The organism is Pseudomonas sp. MF5691 (assembly GCF_016405645.1).
Classification (GTDB): domain Bacteria; phylum Pseudomonadota; class Gammaproteobacteria; order Pseudomonadales; family Pseudomonadaceae; genus Aquipseudomonas; species Aquipseudomonas shahriarae.
Window position 1 is genome coordinate 15,145 of record NZ_JAEKDC010000025.1, and the last position, 12,581, is coordinate 27,725.

A 12,581-nucleotide genomic window follows, 5' to 3' on the forward strand; every position below is an offset into this window, starting at 1 on the left:
TTTGTTTCAAAGCCGACTTTAGCTATGCGATGCTGGCGCACAGGCCGTTCGCCAACTACAGCTTAAGTACACAACCCAAAACGGCACACGGCACTTTTTGCTCCACTTCGAGCACGACTCAATACAGGGGGCCGAGTATGCTGACCCTGCTCAATCTTCTTTCTGCGGTAACCCTGCTGATCTGGGGCACGCATATCGTCCGTACTGGCATCCTGCGGGTCTACGGTTCCAACCTGCGCCAAGTCATCGGGCAGAACATGGCCAGGCGCTGGCTGGCGTTCATTGCCGGGATCCTGGTGACCGCCATGGTGCAAAGCAGCAACGCCACGGCGATGCTGGTGACCTCGTTTGTCGGCCAGGGCCTGATGGGCCTGACCCCCGCCCTGGCGACCATGCTCGGTGCCGACGTCGGGACCGCATTGATGGCGCGGGTGCTGACCCTGGATCTGTCGTGGCTGTCGCCGCTGCTGATCTTTCTCGGGGTGATCTTCTTCCTGTCGCGCAAGCAGACACGCGCCGGGCAGATGGGGCGGGTGGGGATCGGCCTGGGCCTGATCATTCTCGCCCTGCAACTGATCGTTGAAGCCGCCGGGCCGATTACCCAGGCCCAGGGCGTCAAAGTGCTGTTCGCCTCGCTGACCGGCGACATTCTGCTCGATGCCCTGGTGGGCGCGCTGTTTGCGATGATTTCCTACTCCAGCCTGGCCGCCGTGCTGCTGACCGCGACCCTGGCCGGCGCCGGGGTGATTGGCCTGCATGTGGCAATCGGCCTGGTGATCGGCGCCAATATCGGCAGCGGCGTGCTGGCCTTCCTCAGCACCAGCATGCAAAACGCCGCCGGCCGCCAAGTGGCCCTGGGCAGCCTGCTGTACAAGCTGATCGGCCTGTTGCTGATCATTCCCGTGCTTGACCCGCTGGTGCAGTGGATGGACACCCTGGACTACAGCGCCCAGGGCATGGTCATCACCTTTCACCTGCTCTACAACGTCACCCGCTGCCTGATCCTGCTGCCGACTATCGGCCCCATGGCACGCCTGTGTGCCTGGCTGCTGCCGGAGCGCCCAGAGGCCAATGGCCTGGCCAAACCCCGCCATCTCGACCCCACGGCGTTGACCACGCCGAGCCTGGCCCTGGCCAATGCCGCGCGGGAAACCCTGCGCCTGGGCGACCTGATCGACAACATGCTGACCGCCACGCTGGAAGTGCTGCGCGGCAAACAAACCGCGATCACCCAGGAAATGCGCAGCCTCAGCGATGATGTCGAGGCGCTCTACAGCGCGATCAAGCTGTACCTGGCGCAAATGCCTCGGGAGGACCTCAGCGAGCACGACAGCCGGCGCTGGGCCGAAATCATCGAGCTGTCGATCAACCTGAAGCTGGCCGGCGACTTGATCGAGCGCATGCTGCGCAAGGTCCAGCAGCAGAAAACCTCCCAGCGTCGCTCGTTTTCCGAAGTCGGGCTGGAGGAACTGGCCGACCTGCACAGCCAGTTGATCTCCAACCTGCGCCTGGGCCTGTCGGTATTCCTCAGCGCCGACCCGGAAAGCGCCCGCCAATTACTGCGCGAGAAGCGCCGCTTTCGCGCCCAGGAACGGCGCCTGGCCCACGCCCACGTCAGCCGCCTGCAACGCAAGATCGTGCAAAGTATCGAGACCAGCTCCCTGCACCTGGAGCTGATTGCCGACATGAAACGCCTGAACTCGTTGTTTTGCAGCAGTGCTTATGTAGTGTTGGAAACCTCCGAGACCGGCGCGCTGGCAGCGGACAATATTGCCGACATCACCCATTCGCCCTGAACGAACCGCACGCCCGGGGAGTCAGTTAAAAACACCGCCCAACCAATGTGGGAGCGGGCTTGCCCGCGATAGCGGTGTGTCAGCAGAAAAATGCATGCCTGACACACTGGCTGCTCCCAAAGTCATCACCCGCCAGGAACCCCGTTATGCGTCGCCTGTTATTCGCCTGCCTGCTCATAGGCTCGGCCCACGCCTTTGCCTTTGACCGCTTGCAGGTCGAAGGCTATCTGTTGCCCAACGGCCTGCAGTTGCTGCTCAAGCCGGGCACCGAACGTGGGCACGTGGCGATCCGCCTGGTGGTCGGTGTAGGCCTGGACGACTTCAGTTGCGCGGACAAGGAACTGCCGCACCTGCTGGAGCACCTGCTATTCAGCGGCATCAATGGCGGCGGCGAGGGCGAGCTGGAAGAACAGATGCAGGCCCTGGGCGGGGAGTGGAACGCCTACACCAGCAATGCCGACACCACCTTCGTCATCGAAGCCCCGGCGCGCAACCAGCGCAAGGTGCTGGACCTGCTGATGGCAATCGTGACCCGTACCGAGCTGAGCGACGCCGCAATCAACGCGGCCAAACAGGTGGTGGAGCGCGAAGACGGCGGCCACTCTTCGCACCTGCAACGCCTGCTGGATCGCCAGGACCTGGGCCACAACGCCAGCAATCAACTGGCAGTGGAACTGGGCCTCAAATGCGCCGAGCGTGCCGAAGTCGAGCACCTGACCCGCGCCCAGTTGGAAAAGGTACGCCAGGACTGGTACGCCCCCAACAACATGACCCTGATCATCGTCGGCGACCTCGACAAACTGCTCCCGGCCTATCTGGAACGCACCTATGGCCAGCTCGAGCCGGTAGACCCCAGTGAACACCGGGCCTTACCGCAAACCCTTAAGGCCGCAGCGACCCAGCGTGACCTGGTCCGTGGCTGGGTCGGCGATGGCGCCAAGCTGCACTGGCTGTTTCCCGAGCCGATACTGGACGACCAGCACGACGCGACCTACGACCTGCTCAAGGACTATCTGGATTGGACGTTGTATCGCCAGTTGCGCCTGCAGCATGGCCTGTCCTACGGCCCGCGGAGCGAGCGCGAAGTGCTGGGCGGCGTGGGGTTCATGAGCCTGAACGCCGACCTGGACCGCGACAACCTGCCTGAAGCCGAACACGTCCTCGAAAACCTCAAGGCCAAGCTGCTTGAGGATGGCCTCGACCGAGTCACCTTTAGCCGCCTGCAACAAGCCGCCATCGACCGCCAGGCCTGGGCCGTGCAGGGCAACAGTGGCCTGGCCGACTATTACTGGGGCGCCTTGGCCGACTACGCCGATGGCCGCTTCAGCGACCCGGCCAAGCGCATCAAGGCCGTAAGCCTGGCGCAAACCAACCAGGCCATGCGCCAGTTGCTCAACCAGCCCGGCTACTGGCGCATCGAAAAGCCGTTGCTCAGTTACGACGCCCTGGGCTGGATCGCCGCAGGCGTGCTGGGGCTGATTGCCATTGGGCTGATTGGCGTGCTCCGTTATCGCAAAGCAGTTGCGTAATCGCACGCCACTCAGAGGGCTAAGACGTTATTCTGTCTGGGATTTTTTCCTACAAAGACTGCGAACCGCCGAATGCCAAACCTGACCCATCTCATCCAGCGCATCCTCGAACTGATGAAGCGCTACCCAGGGGTGATCGCACTCGGCGGTTTTATCTCGGGGGTGGGCAGCTTTATCCTGGTGGACCGCCAGCAAGGCATGGCCAGCTGGATCGCGATCATCATGCTGGTGAGCTGGCTATGGCTGATGCTGGAGAACAGCTTCACCCAGTTGTTCAGCAAGGTCTTCAAGCGGGAAATCCCCGAGCCGCTGCTGCGCTACGCCACGCAAATGATCCACCAGGAAAGCCTGTTTTTTGTCCTGCCGTTCTTTTTTGTCACCACCACCTGGAACAGCAGCCAGGCAATTTTCACCGGTTTGCTGGGCGCCGCCGCACTCGTCTCGATCACCGACCCGCTGTACTACAAATGGCTGGCACCCAAGCGCTCGCTGTTTCTGGCGCTGCACACCCTGACCCTGTTTGCCGCCTTGCTCACCGCGTTGCCGATCATCCTGCACCTGACCACCGCCGAAAGTTACAAACTGGCCCTGGGCGTGGCGATGGTCTTGTCGATCCCCAGCCTGGCAGTAAGCCTGCCACTGCGCAGCGTCAAGGGGTGGCTGATGCTGCTGGGCGTGACGGCGGCGATCGGTTGTGCGGGCTGGTTCCTGCGCAGTTGGGTGCCGCCGGCGACCCTGTGGATGACCGAAGTGGCAATCAGCACCCAATTGCAGGACCGTACCCCCGGCGATGACCTCAAGGAAGTCAGCGCCAGCCAACTGCGCAGCAGCGGCCTGTACGCCTACACCGCGATCAACGCACCGCGCGGGCTGGACGAGCGCATCTACCATGTGTGGAAGTTCAACGGCAAAGAGGTCGACCGCATTGCCCTGGACATCCATGGCGGGCGCAAGGAAGGCTATCGGGCCTGGACGCACAAGCAGAACTTCCCGGCGAATGCCGCGGGCCGCTGGCAAGTGCGGGTGCTGACCGAAGATGGCCAGGTGATCGGCGTGTTGCGCTTTAAAGTCACGGACACAGCACCAACGGACACGCCAAAGTAGGATGGATCGTGCTATTACATAGCAATTGTGGAATAGCCAAACAAGCTCGGAGCTTATGACCAGTAGCACAACGGCAGGCAATGCCCACCTGGACGCGTCCACCCAACCGCCCCAACTCAGGGTCACCGGGGACTGGACGCTGGCCCACTACAGCGCCCTCAAGCGGTTGTCGGCGAGCCTCGACGGCCAGTACGACGCTAGCACCCGCGTCGACCTCAACGGCCTGGGCGCGCTGGACACTGCCGGCGCCTCGCTGCTGGTGGAACTGTTGGGGCCCGAGCGCATCGAGCACTCCGCCGAACAATCCGACTGCAGTCTGCCCGCCGCCGACCGCGCGCTGCTCAAGACCGTCTACCGCTCCCTGAATGATTTCTGTGTGCCAGTCAAAGAGCCGCAGGAAAGCGCCGGCATCCAACTGCTGGCGCGCATCGGCGGCGCGGTGGATACCGTCTGGCAAGATGCCATGAAGCTGCTCGGCTTTATCGGCCTAATCCTCGAAACCCTCGCCCGTGGCGTGTTCCGGCCCAAGCGCTGGCGCCTGACGCCGATGGTGGCGCATATCGAACAGACCGGGCTCGACGCCGCGCCTATCGTCGCCTTGCTGACCTTTCTGGTGGGCGCCGTGGTTGCGTTTCTCGGCGCCACGGTGCTGGAAAGTTTCGGCGCAAGTATTTTCACCGTGGACCTGGTGGCGTTCTCCTTCCTGCGGGAGTTTGGCGTCCTTCTCACGGCAATCCTGATGGCCGGCCGTACCGCCAGTGCCTTCACCGCGCAGATCGGCTCGATGAAGGCCAACGAAGAAATCGACGCCATCCGCACGCTGGGCCTGGACCCCATGGAGTTGCTGGTGCTGCCCCGCGTTCTCGCGTTGCTGGTGGCGCTGCCGATGCTGACCTTCCTCGCCATGATCTCCGGAATTATCGGCGGCGGCGTGGTGTGCGCCGTGGCCCTGGATATTTCGCCGGCGATGTTCCTCTCGCTGCTGCAATCGGACATTGGCGTCCAGCATTTGCTGGTGGGCCTGGTCAAAGCGCCGTTCTTCGCCTTCCTGATCGCCGCCATTGGCTGCCTGGAAGGCTTCAAGGTCAGCGGCAGCGCCGAATCGGTCGGTGCCCACACCACCTCTGCGGTGGTGCAATCAATTTTTGTGGTGATCGTGCTCGACGCAGTGGCCGCATTGTTCTTTATGGAGACGGGCTGGTGAGCCGTTTACAGCGAGCGCCCAGCGAGGCGGTGATCGAAGTCCGTGGCCTGTGCAACCGCTTTGGCCCGCAAAGCGTGCATGAAAACCTCGACCTGGACCTGTACAAGGGCGAGATCCTCGCCGTGGTCGGCGGCTCGGGCAGCGGCAAGTCGGTGCTGTTGCGCAGCATCGTCGGCCTGCGCCAGCCCAGTGAAGGCCAGGTGCGGGTCTTCGGGCAGAACCTGCCGAGCCTGGCGGAGCACGAGCGCTCCCTGGTGGAGCGGCGTTTCGGCGTGCTGTTCCAGAAGGGCGCGCTGTTTTCTTCGCTGACGGTCACGGAGAACGTCGCCCTGCCATTGATCGAACACGCCGGCCTCAGCCGTGCCGATGCCGAGCACCTGGCAGCGGTGAAGCTGGCCCTGGCCGGGCTGCCGTTGTCGGCGGCCGACAAATACCCGTCGTCACTCTCGGGCGGGATGATCAAGCGTGCGGCCCTGGCCCGCGCCCTGGCCCTGGACCCGGACATTCTGTTTCTCGATGAACCGACTGCCGGCCTCGACCCCATTGGCGCAGCAGCCTTCGACCAGTTGATCCTGACCCTGCGCGATGCCTTGGGCCTGAGTGTGCTGCTGATCACCCATGACCTGGACACGCTCTACACCATCACCGACCGTGTGGCGGTGCTGGCGCAGAAAAAGGTATTGGTGGCCGGAGCCATAGATGTTGTTTCGGAAACGGACGACGCCTGGATTCACGAATACTTTCATGGCCCACGGGGCCGTGCGGCACTGGATGCCGCTCAACAGCTTAACGAGGTATGACATGGAAACCCGAGCCCATCATGTGATGATCGGTCTGTTCAGCGTGATCGTTGTGGTCGGCGCCATGCTGTTCGGCTTGTGGCTGGCCAAGTCCAGCGTCGACAGCGCGTTCCAGGATTACGAAGTGATCTTCAACGAAGCGGTCAGCGGCCTGTCCCAGGGCAGCGCGGTGCAGTACAGCGGGATCAAGGTCGGTGATGTCACCAGCCTGCGCCTGGACCCGAAAGACCCACGTCGCGTCCTGGCACGCATCCGCCTGGCCGGGCAGACGCCGATCAAGGAAGACACCCAGGCCAAGCTGGCGCTGACTGGCATCACCGGCACCTCGATCATTCAACTGAGCGGCGGCACTCCGCAAAGCCCCGAACTCAAGGGCAAGAACGGCAACCTGCCGCAGATCACCGCCTCGCCATCGCCCATCGCCCGGCTGCTGAACAACAGCAATGACCTGATGACCAGCATCAACCTGCTGCTGCACAACGCCAACCGCATGTTCTCGCCCGCCAACGTCGATCGCCTGAGCGGCACCCTGGCACACCTGGAGCAGACCACCGGGGCCATCGCCGAGCAACGGGGCGATATCAAGGTGGTGATGCAGCAACTGGCCCAGGTCAGCAAACAGGCGGGCGCCACCCTGGAGCAGACCACCGCGCTGATGCGCAACGCCAACGGCCTGCTCAACGACCAGGGCAAACAGATGTTCGGCAGCGCCGAAGGGGCCATGCGCTCCCTGGAGCAAAGCACCGCGACCATCAACACCTTGTTGAGCGACAACAAAGAATCCCTGAACAGCGGCATGCAGGGCCTCAATGAACTGGCGCCGGCCGTGCGCGAACTGCGCGATACCCTCGGCTCCCTGCGGGCCATTTCCCGTCGCCTGGAAGCCAACCCCAGCGGGTACCTGCTGGGCAGTGACAAGAACAAGGAGTTCACGCCATGAAGCGTGCTTACCAAATGATCCTGCCAGTGGCCCTGGCCCTGGTCAGCGCCTGCTCGATCCTGCCCAAGGCCGATCCATCCAACGTCTATCGGCTACCGGCAGCCCAGGCCTCAGCCCATGGCAACCCGGGCACCTGGTCATTGCGCCTGGCCAAGCCGCAGGCCAGTGAATTCCTCGACAGCCCGCGCATTGCCGTGGTCCCCGAGGGCAACTTGATCAGCAGCTATGCCCAGTCGCGCTGGAGCGATCCGGCGCCGGTGTTGTTGCGCAACCGTCTGTTGGACGGTTTCCAGCGCGATGGCCGGGTGGCGTTCCTGAGCACCGATGACACCAACCTGCAGGCGGACTTCGATCTGGGCGGGCAGTTGCAGGCCTTCCAGAGCGAGTACCGGGGCGGGGCAGTGGAGGTGGTGATACGCCTGGACGCGCGACTGGTGCGCGGCAGTGACCAGCGGATCGTGGCGGCCAAGCGCTTTGAAGTGCGCCAGCCGGTGAGTGATACCCAGGTGCCAGCGGTGGTCGCCGGGTTTGGGTTGGCGGGGGATCAGTTGAACAAGCAGGTGGTGGATTGGGTGGTGGCGCAGGGCAATGCAGCGCCGAAACGCTGAGGGCCTCATCGCAGGCAAGCCAGCGCCCACATTCTGATGTGTGGGCTTGCCTGCGATAGCGATCTAAGCCTTAGCCAAAGAACCAGTAGCAAACGGTAATCGCCGCCACCACACCGGCCAACTCCGCGAGCAACGCACACCCCACCGCATGCCGCGCCCGCTGGATACCCACCGAGCCAAAGTACACCGCCAGCACATAGAAGGTGGTCTCGGTACTGCCCTGGATCGTCGCCGCCACCAGCGCCGCGAAGCTGTCCACCCCTTGGGTCTGCATGGTCTCGATCAGCATCGCCCGCGCCGCGCTGCCGGAGAAGGGCTTGACCATCGCCGTAGGCAAGGCGTCGACAAAACGCGTGTCCAGGCCGGTCCAGGCCACCAGATGGCGAATGCCTTCCAGGCCAAACTCCAGCGCCCCGGAAGCGCGCAGCACGCCGACTGCACACAGCATCGCCACCAGGTACGGCAGCAGGTTCTTGGCAACGTCGAAGCCCTCTTTGGCACCTTCGACAAACGCTTCGTAGACCTTGACCTTGCGCAGCGCGCCGATCAGCAAGAACAGCATGATCAGGCCAAACAGCGTGAGGTTGCCGAGGATCGAGGACAAGCCTGCCAGGGCCGTCGCCGACATCGTGGCCAGCAAGGCCATAAAGCCACCCAGCACCAGCGCACCGGGGATCAGGTACGCCAGCACCACCGGGTCCCACAGGCGCAGGCGTTGCATCAGTGCTACCGACAGCAGGCCCACCAGGGTCGAGGCGCTGGTGGCCAACAGGATCGGCAGGAACACCAGGGTCGGGTCGGGCGCGCCTTGCTGGGCGCGGTACATGAAGATCGTCACCGGCAGCAGGGTCAGGGAGGACGCGTTGAGCACCAGGAACAGGATCTGCGCGTTGGTCGCGGTGTTGGGGATCGGGTTGAGCTCTTGCAGCGCCTTCATGGCCTTGAGACCGATCGGCGTCGCCGCGTTATCCAGGCCCAGGCCGTTGGCGGCAAAGTTGAGGGTGATCAGGCCGATGGCCGGGTGACCGGCCGGCACTTCCGGCATCAGCCGCAGGAACAGCGGGCCCAGAGCCTTGGCCAGCCACTCGACGATCCCGGCCTTCTCGGCGATGCGCAGAAAGCCCAGCCAGAGGGTCAGGGTACCGAACAGCAGCACCATCACTTCGACCGACAGCTTGGCCATGGCGAAGATACTCTCCACCATCGCCGCAAAGATCCCGGCGTTGCCGCCCACCAGCCATTGCGCCAGCGCCGATACCATTGCCACGACAAAGAAGCCAAGCCACAGGCCATTAAGCATCAGTCACACCCCTTTAAATATGTGGCGAATGATAGCGGGGCTGGCAGAAACGACAAACCCCGGATTTACCGGGGTTTGTGCGAATCAAGCAGGGATCAGCCCTGGCTGGTCTCGCCAGCCGGCAGCGCGGTCTTGGTCCGCCAGTGTGGCAGGGAGTTCCAGTAGCGCTCGCCCTTGGCATCGTCGTACATGCCTTCCCAACGCGCGATAACCAACACGGCCAGGGCGTTGCCGATCACGTTCAGGGCGGTACGCGCCATGTCCATGATGCGGTCGACACCGGCGATGAACGCCAGGCCTTCCAATGGAATGCCCACGCTGCCCAGGGTTGCCAGCAGTACCACGAAGGACACGCCCGGCACACCGGCGATGCCTTTGGAGGTGACCATCAGGGTCAGTACCAACATCAGTTGCTGGCCAACCGACAGGTCGATGCCATACAGCTGAGCAATGAAGATTGCCGCGATGCTCTGGTACAGGGTCGAACCGTCGAGGTTGAACGAGTAACCGGTAGGTACCACAAAGCTGCAAATGGCTTTCGGCGCACCGTAGGCTTCCATCTTCTCGATCACGCGCGGCAGCACGGTCTCGGAGCTGGCGGTGGAGTAGGCCAGTACCAACTCATCTTTGAAGATGCGCATCAGCTTGATCACCGAGAAGCCAAACAGGCGAGCGATCAGGCCAAGAATCACAAAGGCAAAGAACAGGATGGCGACGTAAACCAGGATCACCAGCTTGGCCAATGGCAGCAGCGAGGCGAAGCCGAAGTTGGCCACGGTCACCGCGATCAGGGCGAATACACCGATAGGGGCGTACTTCATGATCATGTGGGTGACTTTGAACATGCTCTCGGACACGCCCTGGAACATGGTCACCAGGGGTTCGCGCAGGTCTGGCTTGAGGCTCGACAAGCCCAGGCCGAACAGCACGGAGAAGAAGATGATCGGCAGCATCTCGCCACGGGCTACGGCGGCAAAGATGTTAGACGGAATCAGGTTGAGGATGGTCTCGATGAACGCATGTTCATGCTGCACCTCGGCGGCGGTCGCCTGGTACTTGGAGATATCCACGGTACCCAGGGTACTCATGTCGATCCCGGCACCGGGGTGGAACAGGTTGGCCAGCAGCAGACCGACCACAATCGCAATGGTAGTGACCACTTCGAAGTAAACGATGGTCTTCACACCGATCCGACCGAGCTTTTTCGCATCCCCTACACCGGCGATTCCGACAATCAGCGACGAAATCACGATCGGGATCACGATCATCTTGATCAGGCGGATAAAGATATCGCCCGCCGGCTGCAACACGTTGCTGATCCACCAGGCTTTTTCGGCACTGAAGTGGTTGAGTACAGCACCGATTGCAATCCCTAGCACCAGACCGATGAGGATCTGCCAGGCGAGGCTTAGTTTTGCCTTCTTCATGTCATTACCCTTGTTTCAAGTGGACTCAGGCAGATGCGCCAGCTGGAACGCCCGGGAGCGAAAAAGTGTGAGCATCAGCCTCCGTAGAAGGTCACCGCAGATGGCCGATATGGCTTACTGGCAAGCGAAAAAAGGCGCAACTATTCCGATGCGGGGGGGCATAGTCTAATGCCGTAAACGCCTACCCTATGCCGAATCGGCATGGGTTTTTGCAAATAAAACTGTCTGTTTGGTCAGTTCGAATGCGACATTCTGTCAGGCATACATGCCGTGAACCGGCCATTTCAGGCTCGCTCAGGGATTTTCGGTTTTTTTGCCGGGAGGGAAAAACTCTTGAAAATTCCTACGCATACCATCGAAAAACCAGTCTGGCCGAGGCCAAACTTTCTCGATAGATGGTCGCGCAGTAACACCATGAAATGGTTGTGATGTAGCAGAAGGGAATTTTACAGCTATGGGCGGCATAAGCGCCTAGCGATCACTCTCAAGCCCGCCGCAAGTCCATCAGGCCATAACGGCCTGCGGACCTGCGTCGCAGCTTTTCTCCTGACCCGGCCCTTGCGCAGGCACTCCCTGTACCCGTAGGTCACGCCGATCCACCTTGATCAGAGCAACCCGGCCCCCTGGTCATGCATCGCCGTCAGGTGGCGGTGCAAACGGAAACAGGCAGTTGGCCGGCTTCCATGTTGGTGAGGCCCGCAGACGGACCTAGTACCAATTCGGATCTTTCTTCAGTTGCTCCATCAGCAACTTCTGCATGCCTTCATCCGGCTTGCCAAGAAAACGGTAGTCCGCATGCCGTGTCGGTGACTTGTCCGCCGGAAGCCCCGCAGGCACTTCGACCAACATCGCGTAGGCATCGTCCTTATCCATGCTGAAAGCCACGATCAGACGTTTATTCAGGCAGGTATCGGCCGTTTCACACAGCGGCCCGACCAAATAACCATCACCGTCTTCCGTCACCGCATTCATTTGCTCGGCGGTGCCCGAAAGATTGATCACCCATTCAGGCAAACGCTCTTCCTGCTTGACCACGCCCTGCCAGGTTTCGCGATATTGCGGGTCGGTATTGAGCAGGTCATTGGCCCGCGCCTGGCCGTCATTAGCGGCCATGGCCAAGCCACTGCCGCCCAACAGCAGGGCGGCAGCCAGGGTTTTAAAAGACAAGTTGGCCATGTTCAGCCTCGACCGCGACGGCCAAAGAAGAAAGAAGCGATGAACATCACCAGGAAAACGACAAAGAGAATCTTGGCGATACCCGTGGCGGTGCCCGCGATACCACCGAAGCCCAGGACTGCAGCCACAATGGCAATGATCAGGAATGTGATTGCCCAACTCAACATGGTGATTCTCCTTTTGCGTCTATAGAAGTGACTGCTGTGTAGCCATCCTGTCGCGACCCAACGGGGCGGCAGGTTCGTGCCTAGAACACCCAGCGTTCCTGGACAGGTTCGTCGTACAGGGCGATGTCCTGTTCAACGGCCATCATGCGTGGGGTTGTCACGTCGGCGCTGTGGCTGCCAACGGAACGGAAATGGGGCTGCGTCATGGGTACGCGTTCGAACTGCGGGGTGGACGCCTGGCTCTGCTGCCAATGCTGTAACTGCTGGCCACCGATCAAGGTCACCATCAACGCAAGGCTGGCGAACAGACCCTGTTGAAGGCGCAGCGGCGATACACGCAATGGCTTGAGGCTTTGGCGAGTCATCCTGAATCTCTCCCGCATTTGTTTTGTTCGTTAATCACGCTTGTAAGAGAGATATTGCAGAGTGCGTGCCAGTTTTTTCGCCGAATAAAAACCAATAAAATCAGTAGCTTATAAGATCATTGGTTTTCTTATCAGCAGCATCCTGCACGATGCGCCTATCCTCAC

12 protein-coding genes are annotated in these 12,581 nt (G+C 61.6%); 7 read left to right on the forward strand and 5 right to left on the reverse strand.

Annotation, left to right across the window (positions count from 1 at the left end; translation table 11 throughout):
• Positions 1-137 precede the first annotated feature (137 nt).
• The 7 genes from JFT44_RS24425 (at position 138) to JFT44_RS24455 (ending at position 7,981) form a co-directional block, all read left to right on the forward strand.
• Positions 138-1,796, forward strand: coding sequence for a Na/Pi cotransporter family protein (locus JFT44_RS24425; RefSeq protein ID WP_186625926.1), 1,659 nt, complete (start codon positions 138-140; stop codon positions 1,794-1,796).
• Positions 1,797-1,942: 146 nt separating this feature from the next.
• Entirely contained in the window at positions 1,943-3,325 is a 1,383-nt protein-coding gene (locus JFT44_RS24430; RefSeq protein WP_198831320.1) for a pitrilysin family protein, read from the forward strand.
• 72 nt (positions 3,326-3,397) lie between these two features.
• On the forward strand, positions 3,398-4,429 hold the full coding sequence (locus JFT44_RS24435) for a DUF5924 family protein (RefSeq protein ID WP_057439236.1): 1,032 nt from the start codon (positions 3,398-3,400) through the stop codon (positions 4,427-4,429).
• Positions 4,430-4,484: 55 nt separating this feature from the next.
• A complete protein-coding gene (locus tag JFT44_RS24440) occupies positions 4,485-5,633 on the forward strand; it encodes an ABC transporter permease (protein ID WP_198831321.1) in 1,149 nt (382 codons plus the stop codon).
• Positions 5,630-6,433 (forward strand): ABC transporter ATP-binding protein, encoded by an 804-nt coding sequence (locus tag JFT44_RS24445; RefSeq protein ID WP_057439238.1) that lies wholly within the window; start codon positions 5,630-5,632, stop codon positions 6,431-6,433. Before JFT44_RS24440 ends, JFT44_RS24445 begins: the two co-directional genes overlap by 4 nt.
• A 1-nt stretch (position 6,434) precedes the next feature.
• Positions 6,435-7,373: an MlaD family protein gene (locus JFT44_RS24450; RefSeq protein ID WP_057439239.1), complete on the forward strand. Its 939-nt coding sequence runs from the start codon at positions 6,435-6,437 to the stop codon at positions 7,371-7,373.
• Entirely contained in the window at positions 7,370-7,981 is a 612-nt protein-coding gene (locus JFT44_RS24455) for an ABC-type transport auxiliary lipoprotein family protein (protein WP_120731156.1), read from the forward strand. The genes JFT44_RS24450 and JFT44_RS24455 overlap by 4 nt, the downstream gene beginning before the upstream one ends.
• 70 nt (positions 7,982-8,051) lie before the next feature.
• Here the strand turns inward: JFT44_RS24455 and JFT44_RS24460 are convergent, their stop codons facing one another.
• The 5 genes from JFT44_RS24460 to JFT44_RS24480 all read right to left on the reverse strand — a co-directional run bounded on the left by JFT44_RS24460 (position 8,052) and on the right by JFT44_RS24480 (position 12,416).
• Positions 8,052-9,281 (reverse strand): nucleoside recognition domain-containing protein, encoded by a 1,230-nt coding sequence (locus JFT44_RS24460; protein WP_115127098.1) that lies wholly within the window; start codon positions 9,279-9,281, stop codon positions 8,052-8,054.
• A 95-nt stretch (positions 9,282-9,376) separates the two neighbouring features.
• Complete coding sequence (gltP, locus tag JFT44_RS24465; RefSeq protein ID WP_057444842.1) at positions 9,377-10,708, reverse strand: glutamate/aspartate:proton symporter GltP; 1,332 nt, start codon at positions 10,706-10,708, stop codon at positions 9,377-9,379.
• A 708-nt stretch (positions 10,709-11,416) separates the two neighbouring features.
• Entirely contained in the window at positions 11,417-11,884 is a 468-nt protein-coding gene (locus tag JFT44_RS24470) for an inhibitor of vertebrate lysozyme family protein (protein ID WP_057957910.1), read from the reverse strand.
• Between the two features lie 2 nt (positions 11,885-11,886).
• Positions 11,887-12,051 (reverse strand): DUF1328 domain-containing protein, encoded by a 165-nt coding sequence (locus JFT44_RS24475; protein WP_003170804.1) that lies wholly within the window; start codon positions 12,049-12,051, stop codon positions 11,887-11,889.
• 80 nt (positions 12,052-12,131) lie between these two features.
• Positions 12,132-12,416, reverse strand: a complete 285-nt coding sequence (locus JFT44_RS24480) for a hypothetical protein (RefSeq protein WP_057957909.1) — start codon at positions 12,414-12,416, stop codon at positions 12,132-12,134.
• Between the last annotated feature and the right edge of the window lie 165 nt (positions 12,417-12,581).